The sequence below is a fragment of the Pseudomonas sp. S07E 245 genome, from assembly GCF_019599025.1.
Lineage (GTDB): Bacteria > Pseudomonadota > Gammaproteobacteria > Pseudomonadales > Pseudomonadaceae > Aquipseudomonas > Aquipseudomonas shirazensis.
In genome coordinates this window covers 1,333,812-1,350,140 of the sequence record NZ_CP080625.1, presented here as the reverse complement: position 1 = coordinate 1,350,140, position 16,329 = coordinate 1,333,812, and the positions used below count along the sequence as shown (strand labels likewise).

General features: G+C 62.2%; 15 protein-coding genes. 12 read left to right on the top strand and 3 right to left on the bottom strand.

Annotated features, from left to right (window positions below):
- Positions 1 to 73: 73 nt before the first annotated feature.
- Positions 74 to 1,258, bottom strand: coding sequence for a porin (locus K3F44_RS06055; RefSeq protein WP_220633552.1), 1,185 nt, complete (start codon positions 1,256 to 1,258; stop codon positions 74 to 76).
- Positions 1,259 to 1,598: 340 nt separating this feature from the next.
- On the opposite strand from K3F44_RS06055, the gene K3F44_RS06050 reads away from it, so the two are divergent.
- The 4 genes from K3F44_RS06050 to K3F44_RS06035 all read left to right on the top strand — a co-directional run bounded on the left by K3F44_RS06050 (position 1,599) and on the right by K3F44_RS06035 (position 5,309).
- Positions 1,599 to 2,669 carry an enoyl-CoA hydratase/isomerase family protein gene (locus K3F44_RS06050; protein ID WP_220633551.1) on the top strand — a complete coding sequence of 357 codons (1,071 nt, stop codon included), beginning with the start codon at positions 1,599 to 1,601 and terminating at the stop codon, positions 2,667 to 2,669.
- Positions 2,670 to 2,685: 16 nt separating this feature from the next.
- Positions 2,686 to 3,837, top strand: a complete 1,152-nt coding sequence (locus K3F44_RS06045) for an acyl-CoA dehydrogenase family protein (protein ID WP_103437224.1) — start codon at positions 2,686 to 2,688, stop codon at positions 3,835 to 3,837.
- Positions 3,838 to 4,029: 192 nt separating this feature from the next.
- Complete coding sequence (locus K3F44_RS06040; protein WP_188035863.1) at positions 4,030 to 4,491, top strand: hypothetical protein; 462 nt, start codon at positions 4,030 to 4,032, stop codon at positions 4,489 to 4,491.
- Between the two features lie 62 nt (positions 4,492 to 4,553).
- Complete coding sequence (locus K3F44_RS06035) at positions 4,554 to 5,309, top strand: hypothetical protein (protein ID WP_220633550.1); 756 nt, start codon at positions 4,554 to 4,556, stop codon at positions 5,307 to 5,309.
- 77 nt (positions 5,310 to 5,386) lie between these two features.
- Here K3F44_RS06035 and pedF read toward each other — a convergent pair whose 3' ends face one another.
- A complete protein-coding gene (pedF, locus tag K3F44_RS06030; RefSeq protein WP_188035861.1) occupies positions 5,387 to 5,824 on the bottom strand; it encodes a cytochrome c-550 PedF in 438 nt (145 codons plus the stop codon).
- Between the two features lie 257 nt (positions 5,825 to 6,081).
- On the opposite strand from pedF, the gene exaA reads away from it, so the two are divergent.
- Both exaA and K3F44_RS06020 read left to right on the top strand, forming a co-directional pair.
- Positions 6,082 to 7,941 (top strand): quinoprotein ethanol dehydrogenase, encoded by a 1,860-nt coding sequence (exaA, locus tag K3F44_RS06025; RefSeq protein WP_150572646.1) that lies wholly within the window; start codon positions 6,082 to 6,084, stop codon positions 7,939 to 7,941.
- 97 nt (positions 7,942 to 8,038) lie between these two features.
- Positions 8,039 to 8,683, top strand: coding sequence for a pentapeptide repeat-containing protein (locus K3F44_RS06020; RefSeq protein WP_220633549.1), 645 nt, complete (start codon positions 8,039 to 8,041; stop codon positions 8,681 to 8,683).
- Between the two features lie 10 nt (positions 8,684 to 8,693).
- Here the strand turns inward: K3F44_RS06020 and K3F44_RS06015 are convergent, their stop codons facing one another.
- Positions 8,694 to 9,329 (bottom strand): response regulator transcription factor, encoded by a 636-nt coding sequence (locus K3F44_RS06015; RefSeq protein ID WP_150569348.1) that lies wholly within the window; start codon positions 9,327 to 9,329, stop codon positions 8,694 to 8,696.
- 202 nt (positions 9,330 to 9,531) lie between these two features.
- On the opposite strand from K3F44_RS06015, the gene K3F44_RS06010 reads away from it, so the two are divergent.
- The 6 genes from K3F44_RS06010 to K3F44_RS05985 all read left to right on the top strand — a co-directional run bounded on the left by K3F44_RS06010 (position 9,532) and on the right by K3F44_RS05985 (position 16,240).
- Positions 9,532 to 10,197, top strand: a complete 666-nt coding sequence (locus K3F44_RS06010; RefSeq protein ID WP_220633548.1) for a response regulator transcription factor — start codon at positions 9,532 to 9,534, stop codon at positions 10,195 to 10,197.
- A 533-nt stretch (positions 10,198 to 10,730) separates the two neighbouring features.
- A complete protein-coding gene (locus K3F44_RS06005; RefSeq protein WP_220633547.1) occupies positions 10,731 to 11,798 on the top strand; it encodes a 3-deoxy-7-phosphoheptulonate synthase in 1,068 nt (355 codons plus the stop codon).
- Between the two features lie 141 nt (positions 11,799 to 11,939).
- On the top strand, positions 11,940 to 12,221 hold the full coding sequence (locus tag K3F44_RS06000; protein ID WP_101319110.1) for a peptidylprolyl isomerase: 282 nt from the start codon (positions 11,940 to 11,942) through the stop codon (positions 12,219 to 12,221).
- A 127-nt stretch (positions 12,222 to 12,348) separates the two neighbouring features.
- Positions 12,349 to 14,166, top strand: a complete 1,818-nt coding sequence (locus K3F44_RS05995) for an extracellular solute-binding protein (protein WP_220633546.1) — start codon at positions 12,349 to 12,351, stop codon at positions 14,164 to 14,166.
- Positions 14,163 to 15,224 carry a microcin C ABC transporter permease YejB gene (locus K3F44_RS05990; RefSeq protein ID WP_220633545.1) on the top strand — a complete coding sequence of 354 codons (1,062 nt, stop codon included), beginning with the start codon at positions 14,163 to 14,165 and terminating at the stop codon, positions 15,222 to 15,224. Before K3F44_RS05995 ends, K3F44_RS05990 begins: the two co-directional genes overlap by 4 nt.
- On the top strand, positions 15,224 to 16,240 hold the full coding sequence (locus K3F44_RS05985) for an ABC transporter permease (RefSeq protein ID WP_101319104.1): 1,017 nt from the start codon (positions 15,224 to 15,226) through the stop codon (positions 16,238 to 16,240). The genes K3F44_RS05990 and K3F44_RS05985 overlap by 1 nt, the downstream gene beginning before the upstream one ends.
- Positions 16,241 to 16,329 lie beyond the last annotated feature (89 nt).

Genomic DNA, 16,329 nt, shown 5'->3' with positions numbered 1-16,329 from the left:
CTGGCAATGCCTGTGAGCATACAGCAAATGCCCCAGCGGATTGCAGCGGCATGCCGCCGCGCCAGCCGCCCGCTTACCAGGTCAGCACAGCCCCCAGGGCCAAGGTATCGGTGTCCTCGTTTTGCGCATCGCCGTCATGGCCATCGATCTCGAACTGGTTGTATTCGGCGACCAGTTTCAAGTTGGCATTGATCTCGCGAAACAGGGCAATGCCGCGGGTTTCATAGTCGGCGCCAGTGTTCACTGCACCGTTGCCGTCATCCTTGGTCTTGCCATACGACAGCGCCAGGCGGTTTTTGCCGAAGGTGTACGAGCCCTGCACCAGATAACCCTGGCTGTCGACCTCACGCAGGGTCGCCTCGCCAGCATTGTTGGTGAAGAACGGGTTGATGCCCTTGGCGCTGAAGCCCGAGCCTGTCAGCGAGAACGCACCCATCTTGGCTTGTACGCCGTAGCCAAGACCTTTGGAGGTCACCGAGTCGACGTTGCTGTCGGTGTTGTCGGAGGTCTGGTAACTGCCGTTGAGCCAGCTGTAGATCTTCGCGCCGCCCAGATCGAACTGGTAGGTGATCTCGCTCTCGGTGCGCGGATTCTTCTGATAGGCCTTGCCGACCGCGCTGTCGTCGTTGGTGTCGACTGGGTCCATTATCCCCACGGCCACGCGCAGGCCGTCCATTACCGGTGTGCGGTAGGTGATCTGCGAGGTCGGGAAAGGATAGGGATAGCCGCTGCCGATGTTGCCGAACGAGACCCCGCCGCCGTCAACCAGGCCAAGTGTGTCGCTGACCTGGCCGTAGCCAGTGAGCAGTTCATCGAGGAGGATGTTGGAGCGGGCAAACAAACCGAAGTCTTTGCCGATCAACACCTCGCCCCACTCCGGGTTGGCTACCGTGCCGTAGAACTGGCGGACATCGATGGCGGTGTCGGTGCCGTTGGTTTCACTGTCGTTGATGCTGACCCAGAACGAGGCACGCCCACCCAGCTTGAGATCGTCGATCTGGCGCGTCATGTTGAAACCAAGGGTATTGGGCAGAAAGCCCATTTTCACCCGTGACTGGCGCCGATCATATTGCTCGCCGGCGCGGTCGATATCGCTGTTGACGTAGAAGGCGTTGATGTAGCCGTCGGTGGAAAAGGTGGTCTGGTCCTTGTCGTAGAGCATGATCTCGGCCCCCGCCAATGGGACCAAGGCCAGGCTGGCAAGGCCGCCAAGCAGCGGCAGGATACGGCGGTGGGAGTTGTTATTGTTGTTGTGCATGACGCGCTCCGCAATCGGTTGGACAGGTGTCCAGGCGATTATCGAAAGCCCACGCACGCGGCCCTACGCTGCCTTGGCGGTGATTGGCCAATTCCTTGGCCGGTGCCGGGCGGCTTGCGCCTGCAAGCACTACGACCCGCTCCTTGGGGCGCACTCGGCTAAAGTGGCAGTAACTCATTCGCAAGGCGGGGTGCACAAAGCGGGTACATGGCACATTCATGCAGTCAGCTGCTGCAGATATGTCGATTGTGCAGGACATATTTGCATGGCAGGATCTTTTGATCCTCCAGTGCACTCCAGACTTCACTTGGAAAATCAATAACAAAGCAGGGAGATCGCGATGACCGCGCACGCTCGAATTTCATCCACCGATCATGTGCTGGCTGAAGTCCGCAATCAGATTGGCCACCTCACCTTGAATCGCCCGGCCGGGCTCAACGCGCTGACCCTGGACATGGTGCGCAGCCTGCAGCAGGCGCTCGACGCCTGGGCAGTCGACCCGCAGGTGCAGGCTGTGGTCCTGCGCGGTGAAGGGCCAAAAGGCTTCTGCGCCGGCGGTGATATCCGCTCGCTGTACGACAGCTTCAAGGCCGGCAGCAGCCTGCATGAAGAGTTCTTCGTCGAGGAGTACGCCCTCGACCTGCGCATCCATCACTACCCCAAACCGACCCTGGTGTTGATGGACGGCTTCACGCTCGGCGGCGGCATGGGCCTGGCCCAAGGCGCCGACCTGCGCGTGGTTACCGAGCGCAGCCGGCTGGGCATGCCGGAAACCGCCATCGGTTACTTCCCGGACGTCGGCGGCAGCTACTTCCTGTCCCGCGTGCCGGGCGAACTGGGCACCTACCTGGGCGTCAGCGGCTGCCAGATCCAGGCGGCCGATGCCTTGTATTGCGGCCTGGCCAACTGGTACCTGAGCAGCGACAAGCTTGCTCAGCTCGATCAGGCCCTGGACCAGCTCAGCTTCGGTCAGCATCCGCTCAAGGACCTGCAGGGCGCGCTGGCCCGCCTCGGCACCCAGGTACTGGCCGACGCGCCGCTGGCCAAGCTGCGCCCAGTGATCGACCACTACTTCGCCCAGGCCGACCTTGCCAACATCATCGAACAACTGCGCACGGTGCGGATCGGCGACAGCCAGGCCTGGGCGCTGGCCACCGCCGACCTGCTGCAAAGCCGCTCGCCGCTGGCCATGGCCGTGACCCTGGAGATGCTCAGGCGCGGGCGCAAACTCGGCCTGGAGGCGTGCTTTGCCATGGAGCTGCACCTGGACCGGCAGTGGTTCGCCCATGGCGACATCATCGAGGGCGTGCGCGCCCTGATCATCGACAAGGACAAGCAGCCACGCTGGAACCCGCCGACCCTGGCAGAGCTGGCGCAGGCGCGGGTCGACCAATTCTTCGAAGGGCTGTGAGCCTGGGAGTACGCAGATGCAAGACCTGGAACTGAACGAAGAACAGATCATGATCCGCGACATGGCGCGCGATTTTGCCCGCGGCGAAATCGCCCCGCATGCCCAGGCCTGGGAAAAAGCCGCCTGGATCGACGACGGGGTGGTGCGCAAGATGGGTGAGCTGGGCTTGCTTGGCATGGTCGTGCCGGAGCAGTTTGGCGGCAGTTTCACCGACTACGTGGCCTATGCCCTGGCGGTCGAGGAAATCTCGGCTGGCGACGGCGCGACCGGCGCCTTGATGAGTATTCACAACTCGGTAGGCTGCGGCCCGCTGCTGGCCTACGGTACGCCTGAGCAACAGCAGGCCTGGCTACCTCGGCTGGCCAGTGGCGAGGTCATCGGCTGTTTCTGCCTGACCGAACCTCAGGCCGGCTCAGAGGCGCACAACCTGCGCACCCGCGCCGAGCAAGTGGACGGTGAGTGGGTGCTCAACGGCGCCAAGCAGTTCGTCAGCAACGCCCGTCGCGCCGGGTTGGCGATCGTTTTTGCGGTGACCGATCCGGAGCTCGGCAAAAAAGGCCTGTCGGCGTTTCTGGTGCCGACCGACAATCCTGGTTTCAAGGTTGATCGCAGCGAGCACAAGATGGGTATCCGTGCTTCGGACACCTGCGCCGTGAGCCTGGACAACTGCCGCATCCCGGCCGCCAATATGCTCGGTGAGCGCGGCAAGGGCCTGGCCATTGCCCTGTCCAACCTCGAAGGCGGCCGCATCGGCATCGCCGCCCAGGCGCTGGGGATTGCCCGCGCCGCGTTCGAGGCCGCGCTGGTCTACTCGCGAGATCGCATCCAGTTCGGCAAGCCGATCAACGAGCACCAGAGCATCGCCAACCTGCTGGCCGACATGCAGGTCCAGGTCAACGCCACGCGCTTGTTGATCCTGCACGCCGCGCGTTTGCGCAGTGCGGGCAAGCCATGCCTTTCGGAGGCGTCACAGGCCAAGCTGTTCGCGTCGGAGATGGCCGAACGGGTGTGCTCGATGGCGATTCAGGTGCATGGCGGCTACGGCTACCTGGAAGACTATCCGGTGGAGCGCTATTACCGTGACGCACGCATCACGCAGATCTATGAAGGCTCCAGCGAGATTCAGCGGATGCTGATCGCGCGCGAGCTCAAGCACTATCCGCTGTAGCCCCGGCCCTCCTCCCGGACCTGCCTGAATGCAGGCCGCGACAGACCTCCACAGGCGCCGATTGAGGCGCCTGTTTTGTTAATAGCGAAATTTCCTACGCATCTATCAGACCACGTCTGATACAGCGTGCTGTTTCCTTGCCGACATGTCAGGTGTCTGGGCCTGAGCACTTTTTCTCACCCCGGATATCGAGTGGCGCCGCTTATTCAGGGGGCGTTGAAAGCACTAGGAGGAAAGTACATGTATCGGCTAAAGATCGCTGCAGTGATCCTGACAGTAGTAGCGCCCATGGCGAATGCCTGGAGCAACACCGTCGTGAGTGTGACGGTGAAGAATGAGACAACTTCCATTGCCACGTTTACCTACCAATATGCGTTTGGTTCCCTCGACCCTGCTCCGGGACCTATCAGCGAAAAATCTTCAACTCAATTCAAATTGAACAGTGCGTCCTCTTCTGCCTCTGGCCTGCGTTTTACCTATAAATCAGGTCGCAAAGAGTGCAAATTCGAAACATCTCACGTCTCATTACCTCTGGTGAAATGGGACAAAAAGGCAACGTCTGTCGGATCAACCCGGGCCACGTGCGAGGCCAAGACAACCCGCATTAACAGTTCGCCGCCCTATGACTACAGCGTGACTTTCACGATCAAATAGTCGCTCATCAATGCGGGAGGAGTGCACGCCTGTGCAACCCTCCCGGTCAAGGGACTCTACGCATGATAGACACGACATTAAAGGGCGTGCCTCGCCCTGTTTTGGCAACGGCGACATCGCGATCCGCGCCGGTGACTGCCAACGTTGCCAGCAAGCCGGAAGCCGGTAGTGAAGTACAACTGTCTGCTGAAGGCATGGCGCTCAGCGCCAAGGCCACACTCACGCAAAAACAACTGGAAGAAAAATTTCAGCGCGTCTATGGCCCAGACAGTTTCATATTCAAGGTCAACGCCGAGATAAAGCGTTTGGGTAATGCGTCTGTGGCACTAAATGAGATTCCTGCAGAGGCTTCACCCGAACGGCTCAAGCAGAGTCAACAGGCCGCGAAGTACATCGCGGGGGTGGTACGGGGGCAGCGTGACACTGCCAACCCCTTTGCTCATCTCTCGCGCGAAGAGGTTGTCGCCATCCTCGAAGACGAAAGTGGCGCCTATACCAGCGTAGAGCGGTACGCCGCCTGGGAAGCTCGACAGGACATGGACAATGCATGGGTCCAGCAAAACGCACTGTTGCGCGACCACGAGTCTGACGGGCGTCTGGATGTACGTAGAACGCTTGAATTCATAGACAACCTGGGCGAACTCGAACTGATGCGCTACCCGCCAGGGCACCGGGACTCGATCGAAGGACTGCTCAAGCAGTCCCAAACCCCTGGTGGCGACTTCGAACAGCCAAAGATCCCTTCGCTGGTAGACATCCTGAGACAAATGGACGAGTCGCAGAAGGCGCAAGAACCGTCCATTGAGCCACCCGACTGAGCGCTGATGCCCCAGGCCGCCCTGCGGCCCTGGCTCCCTCCCCGCGGCCTACGCATCACAGCAGTACAGGTCGCGGTTCACTCGGTGACATGCACACTGTCCAGATACGTACGCACCGCCCACAGCGCCTCCTGGCTGAGAAAGTCGGCCATCTTCGGCATGTACACCCGCCCGTCGCGCACCGCGCCGTTGCGCACCCGCTCGACAAACCACTCATCACCGACGGCGCCTTCATCGAGCATGCGCAGATCAGGGGCGATGCCACCGGACTTGGCCTCGAGGCCATGGCACGCGGCGCAGTTCTGGTTATAGGCCGACGCGCCGATCGACAGCGCTTTGTCATGGTCCTTGCTGCTGCGGTAGGGGTTTTCGCTACGCCATTCACTGCCCAAGGGCTCCAGCCCATCGGTATTGACCGCCGATGGCGTTACGTTGCCGTGGGCGAAGCTGCCACCGGCGGCGCACAGGCCAGCCAGCAACAGGGAAAGGTGCCAGGCGCTTTTAGGGGTTGTCATTGTTCTGCCCTCGACTGCTGAAGTTGCACGCTGCGCCTCTCGAACGGAGGCGGCCCGACCATCCTAGAAAGCCAGTGCCAGCGGCCACATGCTGCTTTGGGGGTCGCACCCTTATCCCTTGGTAGTAGCGCTTGCGGCGCAGTGCCAAATCATGTCCGGACTGGGAAGATTTCCCGAGGTGACCGGGACTTTTTCCGTATCTCGATCAGCGGCGGCGTTCCAGGCTAACCAGGCACAACCTCACTGGGAACTCCACCATGACAACAAGAACATCACCCGCCCTGCTTTCGCCTCTTTCTGCCGCCCTGCTCCTGGCCAGCCTGGCCTGCGGCGGCGCTGCCCAGGCCAAGCCGGTTACCTGGGAAGATATCGCCGACGACCACAAGACCACCGGTAACGTGCTGCAATACGGCATGGGCACCAACGCCCAGCGCTGGAGCCCACTGGCGCTGGTCAATGACCAGAACGTATTCAAACTGACCCCGGCCTGGTCGTTTTCTTTCGGTGACGAAAAGCAACGCGGCCAGGAATCCCAGGCCATCATCAATGACGGCGTGATCTACGTCACCGGCTCCTACTCGCGGGTATTTGCCCTCGACGCCAAGACCGGCAAGCGCCTGTGGACCTACAACCACCGCCTGCCGGACGACATCCGCCCCTGCTGTGACGTGGTCAACCGCGGCGCGGCCATCTACGGCGACAAGATCTTCTTCGGCACCCTCGATGCACGGGTGGTGGCGCTGAACAAGGACACCGGCAAGGTGGTCTGGAACAAGAAGTTCGGCGACCACAGCGCCGGCTACACCATGACCGGCGCGCCAACCCTGATCAAAGACCAGAAGAGCGGCAAGGTACTGCTGATTCACGGCAGCTCGGGCGATGAGTTCGGCGTGGTGGGTCAGCTGTATGCACGTGACCCGGACACCGGCGAAGAAGTCTGGATGCGACCGTTTGTCGAAGGCCACATGGGCCGCCTGAACGGCAAGGACAGCACCCCGACCGGCGACGTCAAAGCGCCGTCCTGGCCGGATGATCCAAGCTCGCCAACCGGCAAGGTCGAGGCCTGGAGCCACGGCGGCGGCGCTCCTTGGCAGAGCGCCAGCTTCGATGCCGAAACCAATACCATCATTGTTGGCGCCGGCAACCCTGGCCCGTGGAACACCTGGGCGCGCACCTCCAAGGACGGCAACCCGCACGACTACGACAGCCTGTACACCTCCGGCCAGGTCGGCGTCGACCCCACCACCGGTGAGGTCAAGTGGTTCTACCAGCACACGCCGAACGATGCCTGGGACTTCTCCGGCAACAACGAACTGGTTCTGTTCGATTACAAGGACAAGGACGGCAAGCAGTTCAAAGCCACCGCGCATGCTGACCGCAACGGCTTCTTCTACGTAGTCGACCGCACCAACGGCAAGTTGAAGAACGCCTTCCCGTTCGCCGACAACATCACCTGGGCCAGCCACATCGACCTCAAGACTGGGCGCCCGGTGGAAAACGAAGGGCAGCGTCCGGCCAAGCCTGAACCAGGCCAGACCAAGGGCAAGCCAGTCGAAGTTTCGCCGCCGTTCCTCGGTGGCAAGAACTGGAACCCGATGGCCTACAGCCAGGACACCGGGCTGTTCTACGTGCCGGCCAACCAGTGGAAAGAGGAATACTGGACCGAAGAGGTCAACTACAAGAAGGGCTCGGCGTACCTGGGCATGGGCTTCCGCATCAAACGCATGTATGACGACCACGTCGGCACCCTGCGCGCGATGGACCCAACCACCGGCAAGATGGTCTGGGAGCACAAGGAGCGCCTGCCGCTCTGGGCTGGCGTGCTGGCAACCAAAGGCAACCTGGTGTTCACCGGTACCGGCGACGGTTACTTCAAGGCGTTCAACGCCAAGACCGGCGAGGAGCTGTGGAAATTCCAGACCGGCAGCGGCATCGTCTCGCCGCCGATCACCTGGGACCAGGACGGTGAGCAGTACATCGGCGTAACCGTCGGCTACGGTGGCGCGGTACCGCTGTGGGGTGGCGACATGGCCGAGCTGACCAAACCTGTGGCACAGGGCGGCTCGTTCTGGGTGTTCAAGATCCCGGCCTGGGACAGCAAGACAGCCCAGCGCTGAGTTGCCTGGTTGCGGCCCCAACCAGCGCCTCGTACGCTGGTTGTGGCTGCGGCCAAGCGCCGTGAACGAGGGCCTTGCCCTCCTCTGAGGAGCCACCATGAACTACTTTCCCTTCGCGTTGATGCTGGCGCTCAGCCCGGTTGTTGCCGATGAACTGGGCGATGCCCCACTGACCATCAATGGCTGCGTGATCGCCGCCGAAAGCAAGTGCGCCAACGCCAACCTGCGCGGCGCCGACCTGAGCAATCAGGACCTGCGCAAGATCGACCTGTCTGGCGCCGACCTGCGCGAGGCCAACCTGCGCCATGCCCGGCTGGATCTGGCCAACCTGGAAAAAGCCGACCTGCGCGGCGCCAACCTGACCCGTGCCAGCCTGCAGCAAAGCAACCTGCGCCTGGCGCAACTGCAGAACGCAACACTGGTCGCGGTACAGGCCTGGGGCATGTACGGGCAAGGCGCCAATTTTGAGAATGCCGATTTGTCAGCGGCCTATCTGGAGTTCGCACGCCTGTCCGGGGCCAAACTGCACGGCGCCAAGCTGCAGGCGGCTGACCTTGAGATGACCTGGCTGAGCAAAGCCGACTTGAAGGGCGCAAGCCTGGCCGATGCCAACCTGCAGGAAGCCAAGCTTGGCGAAAGCAATCTGGAAAATGCTGATTTGCGCGGCACCCGTCAGCACTATGCGAATTTCCAGGACAGCAACATGGAAGGCTGCCAAGGCTGCCCGCAGACCTGGAAGTAAACCGGCCTGCTCAGGCGACCGCTTTGAGCAACCCTGCCTGCAGCGCCAGGTGGACCAGCTCCGCTTGGCTGCTGACGCGCAACTTGCTCTTGAGCAGGGTCAGGTGATTGGACACGGTCTTGCTGCTGATACACAGCTGGCTGGCAATGCTGCGCAACGCCGTGCCCTTGGCCAGCAGCAGGAAAATCTCGGCCTCGCGCGGCGTCAGGCCATGCAGACAGTCGGTCTCAGCCTGCGCGGGCTGACAGGCCAACGCGGTCGCCAAGCCCTGCTCGATATAGGCATGTCCGCTAAGGGCCTTGCGCACCGCCTCGACCAGTACCTCAGGGGTGACCTGCTTGGACAGAAAGCCGCAAGCCCCAGCCGCCAATGCCTGGCGCACCAGGCTCAGTTGCGCATGTTCACTGAGGAACAGCACGCGTAGCTGTGGCAAACGCTGGCGCAGACGGCGGGTGGTTTCCAGGCCACTGATGCCCGGCAGGTCGAAATCCATGATCACCAGCCCCGGCACCTGCGCCTGCACCATGGCCAGCGCCTGCTCGCCATCGCTGGCCTGCAGCAAGGGCATCTGCGGCAACGCCTGGGCCAGGGTCGCGGTAATGCCGGCGCGCAGCAACGGGTGGTCGTCTACCAGCAAAATGGCCATGCCTTGTGCCTCCTGTACAGTGCAGGCCTCCATGCTAGAAGCCCTGCCGCTGCCCAGACCTACTACTTTGGTACTGCTTCGCATGGCGATGGTCGCATTCACAAAGCCTTGCTACCGGCTCTTAATAGCGGCATAACGAGGGCTGCTGCCAAGCGAACTGCCCCTGCGTGCGAGCACACATACAACAATAAGGTGCACAGCCATGTACAAGATTCTCATCGCCGACGATCACCCATTGTTCCGCGAGGCCATGCACAACGTGATTGCCGATGGATTTCCAGGCAGCGAGGTAATGGAAACCGCCGACCTCGACAGCGCTTTGGCGATGACCTGCGAAAACGACGACCTCGACCTGATCCTGCTCGACCTGAACATGCCCGGCATGCACGGCCTGGGCGGTTTGATGAACCTGCGCAACGAGGCACCGACCATTCCGGTGGTAATCGTCTCGGCCGAGCAGGACAAGCAGGTGGTGCTCCAGGCCATTACCTATGGCGCGGTCGGCTTCATCACCAAGTCCTCGCCGCGGGCGCAGATGACCGACGCCATCGAGCAGATTCTCAACGGCAATGTCTACTTGCCACCGGACATCATCCGCACGCAGAAGCCCGGCACCCGCCGCGCGGTCAGCGAAGCGCAGAGCTTCGCCCCGGAGCTGCTGCAGGCGCTGACCCGCAAGCAACTGCTGGTACTTGAGCGGATGACCAAGGGCGAATCGAACAAGCAGATTGCCTACCACCTGAACATTGCCGAGACCACGGTCAAGGCTCACGTGTCGGCGATCCTGCGCAAGCTGAATGTGCACAACCGGGTGCAGGCGATCCTCAGCGCCGGCGATATCGACTTCACCGCCTACCTGCGGCGCTGAAATAAAAAAGCGCATTCAGCCATTGAATGCGCCGTTGCAGGTGCAGTAAGCTCGGACTCAATCACTGGAGTGCAACATGACCCACAGCCACCACCACACTGCCACCTGCACCGCACGCACTGCGCGCCGGCTGCTGGCTGTCGTGCCTGGTTCGGTCGTCTCCACCGTTTATTTTGGGTATTGGTTTAGCCACTAGGCGCCGCTGATACCCAACGGCGCCCACTCTTCGAGGGGCCGCCGAACATGAGAATACTCAACCCCCGGTCGGCTTCCCGACCGGGGGTTTTGCGTTTCCAGGCCTTTGAAAAACACCAAACATATCGAGGATTTCAACATGAACTACCGCACTTCCTACCGCGCAGCCACCTATACCTGGCGATTTAGCCAATCCCGTTCGGGCCAGCCTGCCGCCTCCGTTCGGTCGATTTCCGGTGGCGATGCCGCACAAGAACCGCATTTGACGATTTGTCGAACACCTCGATAGGGCCGACCACGCGGGCCTGAACCCGCTGTCCGCCCAGGGAAACAGAACTATGCAAGCCGCTACCCTCGCCCTGCCCCTGACCCAACCTGTTGCTGCCAACTCCGCTGTCAGCCAGCGCCTGCCCAGCCCGCACCTGCTCAAGCAGCAAATGCCACTCACGCCTGAACTTGCCCAGCAAGTGGAGCAGCACCGCCAGGCCGTCCGCGCCATTCTCGAAAGCCGCGACTCGCGCCTGCTGGTGATTGTTGGCCCGTGCTCGATTCATGACCCACGCTCAGCGCTGGAATACGCCGACCGCCTCGCTGCACTCAGCCGCAAGGTCGACGACAAGCTGCTGCTGGTGATGCGCGCCTATGTCGAAAAGCCGCGTACTACAGTCGGCTGGAAGGGCCTGGCCTACGACCCGCATCTGGACGGCAGCGACGACATGCACGCCGGTATCGCCCTGTCCCGTGGCTTGATGCTGAGCATGCTCGAACGCGGCTTGCCGATCGCCACCGAATTGCTCCAGCCGATGGCTGCCGGCTACTTCGATGACCTGCTCAGTTGGGCAGCGATTGGTGCACGCACCACCGAGTCGCAGATTCACCGCGAGATGGTAAGCGGTCTGCGGCTGCCGGTGGGGTTCAAGAACGGCACCGACGGCGGTATCACGGTTGCGACCGATGCCATGCGCAGCGCCGCCCATCCGCATCGGCACTTTGGCATGGACGCTCAGGGTCATCCGGCGATCATCGATACGCTGGGCAACGCAGACACCCACCTGGTCCTGCGCGGCGGCCATGATGGGCCTAACTACGATGCGCAGAGCATCGCTCGTGCGCGTCAGAGCCTGGCCAAGGCGGGGCTCGCTGCGCGCATCGTGGTCGACTGCAGCCATGCCAACAGCGGCAAGGACCCAGCTCGGCAGCCAGCCGTGTTCGACGATGTGCTGGCGCAGCGGCTGGCGGGGGATCAATCAGTGGTCGGCATGATGCTTGAAGGGCATCTGTACGATGGCTGCCAGGCCTTGGGCAAAGGCGACCTCGCCTACGGGGTATCGATCACCGACGGATGCCTTGGCTGGGAGGCCAGCGAGCGACTGTTGCAACGCTGCGCCATGCGCCTGCGTCAGTAGTACCCGGCGCGGACACGGCGCGCAGCAGCGGCAGCTGCGGCGCCCTGCAAACGGTGTTGGCTGCCAGCGACAGCAACCATGGCAGACAACCGCGTGTGGTTTGCGCTAGGCTTGCGGACTCATTCAAAAGGAGCATTTCCCATGGCCAAAGCCACCGCCCGCCACATCCTGGTCAGCAGCGAAGACAAGTGCAACGAGCTCAAAGCTCAGATCCAGGGCGGCGCTGATTTCGCTGAAGTCGCCAAGGCCAACTCCAGCTGCCCATCCAGCCGCCAAGGCGGTGATCTGGGTTCGTTTGGCCCAGGCCAGATGGTCAAGGAGTTCGACACCGTGGTCTTCAGCGCGCCGCTGAATGAAGTTCAAGGTCCGGTCAAGACCCAGTTCGGCTACCACCTGCTGGAAGTGACCAGCCGTCAGGACTGATCCAGTCTTGCCTGCCCGTCTCTGCAGTTTCGCTGCGGCGCCGGGCCTGGCTCGCGATGGCGACCGACCTGGCGCATGCCGGGGAGGCGCTATCGCGCGTATTGGGCGCTTTTGTCGTCCGGTGACAATGCTACTTACCGGTTGCCTTGTCACCTTCGCCCAGGCGGAGCCCAGGCACGCCCTTACGGTCTATGACGAAGCACCACGCTACCCCGACACCTTCCAGCATTTCGACTACGTCAACCCTGACGCCCCCAAAGGCGGCAGCCTGCGCCGCTCGGCGATGGAGATTGGCCAGTTCGACCATGTCCTGCCCTATATCGACCAAGGCACCGGCGTCAGCGAAGTCGACGGTTGGCTGTATGCGCCACTGGCAGTACGTTCGTTCGACGAGCCCTACACGGTCTACGGCCTGATTGCTCGGCGTATGGAACGCGGGCCGGACGACGCCTGGTTGCGCTTCGAGATCGATCCCCGCGCGACGTTCGCCGACGGCAAACCCGTCCGCGCAGAAGACGTGCGCTTTACCTATGAGCTGTTGTTGAGCAAAGGCAGCCTGAAGTTTCGCACGCAGTTTGCCGAGGTTGCGGCGGTTGTCATAGAGGGCCCGCGGACTGTCCGCTTCGACTTCAAACAACCCCATGGGCGCACCTTGGCGCTGGACCTGGCCACGTTGCCGGTACTGCCGGAGCACGACTGGCAGCAGCGCGACTTCGCCACGGGTGCCGGCTTCGGCAAACCGCTGGGCAGCGGCCCGTACCGCATCGGCAAGATCGACAATGGCCGCAGCATCACCTTCGAGCGCGACCCGAACTGGTGGGCGAAGGACCTGCCGGTCAACCGTGGCCGCTACAATTTCGAACGCATGCGCATCGAGTTCTTTGGCGATACCGAGGTCGCCCGGCAGGTGCTGCGTGGTGGCGGTTTTGACTATAACCGCGAGTTCTCGGCCACCGCCTACACCCTCGGTTACAACGGCGCGCAGCTGGACGACGGTCGTTTGCAGCGCGCGCACCTGGGCCCAGCCAAGCCGCAGGTGGCCCAAGGTTTTGTATTCAACCTCGACCAGTCGATGTTCAAGGATCGCCGTACACGCCAGGCGCTGGCCATGCTCTGGGATTTCGAGTGGAGCAACCGGCAGATGATGCGCGGCATGTACATCCGCCAGCAGAGCATCTTCGCCAACACGCCGCTGGCTGCCCGGGAGTTGCCGGATGCGCAAGAGTTGGAGTTGCTTGAGCCGCTACGCGGTCGCGTGCCGGACGAGGTCTTTACGCAGGTGTTCACCGCGCCGGTGACCGATGCTTCAGGGATCATCCGCCAGCAACAACTTCAGGCACTGGCACTGCTACAAGCTGCCGGCTGGCGGCCGCTTGGTGACCGCCTGGTCAACGCCGAGGGCCAGCCGTTCGAGTTCACCTTTCTCAACGGCCAGGCAGGGCTTGAGCGCATGCTGCTGCCGTGGAAGCGCAACCTGGCGCAAATCGGCGTCACCTTGAACATTCGCAACGTCGACGCGGCGCAATACGTCAACCGGCTGATGGCGCGCGACTACGACATGATCGTCACCGGCTATCCGGTGACCCTCTCGCCCGGCAGCGAACTGTTCAACTACTTCGGCTCGGCGGTCGCCAACGACCCAGGTTCGAACAACCTGATGGTGCTCAAGGACCCCGCCGTGGATAGCCTGCTGGCTGGGCTGGTGCAGGCCGACAGCCAGGTCAGCATGCGCCGTTACGCGCATGCACTGGACCGGGTGATGCAATGGAATTACTACTGGATCCCCAACTACTACCCGCCCGGCAGCTCCACGGTATGGTGGAACCGCTTTGGCCGGCCCAAGGTCCAGGCCGCCTATGATGAAGGCCTGGATACCTGGTGGGAGATCAGCCCGACCGCACTGACCAATGAGCAGATGGCCGAACGGCTGAAGGCTTCGCCATGACCGCTTATATCCTGCGCCGCTTGATGCTGATCATCCCAACCCTGCTGGCCATTCTGCTGGTCAACTTCGCCATCGTTCAGGCCGCGCCTGGCGGGCCGGTCGAACAGGCGGTAGCGCGCTTGCAGGGTATCGGCGGTGGCAGTACGCCTGGCGCCGGCAGCGAAGTGGTTCATGCACAGTCCCGGGCCACCCGTGGCCTGGATCCGGAACTGATCGAGGAGATCAAGCGCCAGTACGGCTTCGACAAGACTGCCCCCGAGCGGCTTTGGCTGATGCTGGGTCAGTACGCCCGGCTGGATTTTGGCAACAGTTTCTTTCGCGGGGCAAAGGTTACCGATCTGATCGTGGAGAAGCTGCCGGTGACCTTGTCGCTGGGCTTCTGGGCGACCTTGATCACTTACCTGGTGTCGATCCCCCTGGGCATCCGCAAGGCCGTGCGCCACGGTAGCCGCTTCGATGCCTGGAGCAGCGCGCTGATCGTGATCGGCTACGCCCTGCCCTCATTCTTGTTCGCCTTGCTGTTGATCGTGTTGTTTGCCGGTGGCACCTCGTTGAACTGGTTCCCGGTGCGCGGGCTGGTTTCCGAGGACTTCGATCAGTTGAGTGTGCTGGGCAAGGTCGCCGACTACTTCTGGCATCTGGTATTGCCTGTAGGTGCCTTGGTGATCGGCGGTTTCGCCACGCTTACCCTGCTGACCAAGAATGCGTTTCTCGAAGAAATCTCTCGTCAATACGTGGTGACTGCTCGCGCCAAAGGCCTGAGCGAGCGACGGGTGCTCTACGGGCATGTGCTGCGCAATGCCATGCTACTGGTAGTGGCCGGCATACCCCAGGCGCTGATCACGGTGTTTTTCGCCGGATCCCTGCTGATCGAAGTGATCTTCTCGCTCGATGGCCTGGGCCGCATGAGTTATGAAGCAGCGGTCTCGCGGGATTATCCGGTGGTGTTCGGCACGCTGTTCATCTTCACCCTGGCCGGGCTGCTGATTCGCCTGATCGGTGACCTCTGCTACACCGTACTGGACCCGCGGATCGACTTCGACGGGAGGGCGCACTGATGCTCTCGCCCGTCACCCTGCGCCGCCTGCAACGCTTTCGCCGCAACCGCCGCGGCTGGCTTGCCCTGTGGCTGTTTGCCGGCCTGCTGGTGCTGACCCTGGGCGCCGAGCTGGTCGCCAACGACAAGCCGCTGCTGCTCGGCTACAAGGGCGAGTTGTATGTACCGGCCCTCAAGCGCTACACCGAGCAGCAATTTGGCGGCCAATTACCGTTCCAGCCCGACTATCGCAGTCAGTATGTGCGTCAGCTGATCGAGGATCAGGGCGGCTGGATGCTGTTTGCGCCGATCCCGTTCAGTGCCGACACCCCCAACTACGATCTGCAGGTACCCACCCCCAGCCCACCCTCCGCGAGCAATTGGCTGGGTACCGATGATCAAGGCCGGGACGTGCTGGCTCGGGTGCTGTACGGCACTCGCGTGTCACTGCTGTTCGCGTTCGCCTTGACCGCCATCAGCGTGCTGATTGGCGTATCTGCCGGCGCTTTGCAGGGCTATTACGGCGGCTGGGTCGACTTGCTTGGCCAGCGCCTGCTGGAAGTCTGGTCCGGCCTGCCGGTGCTGTACCTGTTGATCATTCTCAGCGGTTTCGTCGAACCGGATTTCTGGTGGTTGCTGGGGATCATGGCGCTGTTTTCCTGGCTGGCGCTGGTCGACGTGGTGCGTGCCGAGTTTCTCCGCGGGCGCAACCTTGAATACGTCAAGGCAGCACGTGCGCTCGGCCTGACGGACATGCAGGTGATGCTGCGCCATGTTCTGCCCAATGCCATGAACGCGACCCTGACCTACGTCCCGTTCATGCTCACCGGGGCGATCACCACCCTGACAGCACTGGACTTCCTCGGTTTCGGCATGCCCGCCGGCAGCGCGTCGCTGGGTGAACTGGTGACCCAGGGCAAGCAACATCTGCAAGCGCCATGGTTGGGCTTTACCGCATTTTTTGCCTTGGCGTTGATCCTGTCGTTGCTGGTGTTCATCGGCGATGCGCTGCGTGAGGCATTCGACCCGCGTGCTTAAGCCCGGCACAACTGTCCGCGCCGCGAATCGATTGAACTCTGGACTGCTCCGCCCTCTCCCACTCTAGAGACTTGTCGATTGTCCTGGAG

Coding starts and splice junctions, on each gene's coding strand:
- K3F44_RS06035 (WP_220633550.1), top strand. CDS start 4,554: ATGATAGACACGACATTAAAGGGCGTGCCTCGCCCTGTTTTGGCAACG.
- K3F44_RS06055 (WP_220633552.1), bottom strand. CDS start 1,258: ATGCACAACAACAATAACAACTCCCACCGCCGTATCCTGCCGCTGCTT.
- K3F44_RS06000 (WP_101319110.1), top strand. CDS start 11,940: ATGGCCAAAGCCACCGCCCGCCACATCCTGGTCAGCAGCGAAGACAAG.
- K3F44_RS05995 (WP_220633546.1), top strand. CDS start 12,349: ATGCTACTTACCGGTTGCCTTGTCACCTTCGCCCAGGCGGAGCCCAGG.
- exaA (WP_150572646.1), top strand. CDS start 6,082: ATGACAACAAGAACATCACCCGCCCTGCTTTCGCCTCTTTCTGCCGCC.
- K3F44_RS06020 (WP_220633549.1), top strand. CDS start 8,039: ATGAACTACTTTCCCTTCGCGTTGATGCTGGCGCTCAGCCCGGTTGTT.
- K3F44_RS06015 (WP_150569348.1), bottom strand. CDS start 9,329: ATGGCCATTTTGCTGGTAGACGACCACCCGTTGCTGCGCGCCGGCATT.
- K3F44_RS05990 (WP_220633545.1), top strand. CDS start 14,163: ATGACCGCTTATATCCTGCGCCGCTTGATGCTGATCATCCCAACCCTG.
- K3F44_RS05985 (WP_101319104.1), top strand. CDS start 15,224: ATGCTCTCGCCCGTCACCCTGCGCCGCCTGCAACGCTTTCGCCGCAAC.
- K3F44_RS06045 (WP_103437224.1), top strand. CDS start 2,686: ATGCAAGACCTGGAACTGAACGAAGAACAGATCATGATCCGCGACATG.
- K3F44_RS06050 (WP_220633551.1), top strand. CDS start 1,599: ATGACCGCGCACGCTCGAATTTCATCCACCGATCATGTGCTGGCTGAA.
- K3F44_RS06005 (WP_220633547.1), top strand. CDS start 10,731: ATGCAAGCCGCTACCCTCGCCCTGCCCCTGACCCAACCTGTTGCTGCC.
- K3F44_RS06010 (WP_220633548.1), top strand. CDS start 9,532: ATGTACAAGATTCTCATCGCCGACGATCACCCATTGTTCCGCGAGGCC.
- pedF (WP_188035861.1), bottom strand. CDS start 5,824: ATGACAACCCCTAAAAGCGCCTGGCACCTTTCCCTGTTGCTGGCTGGC.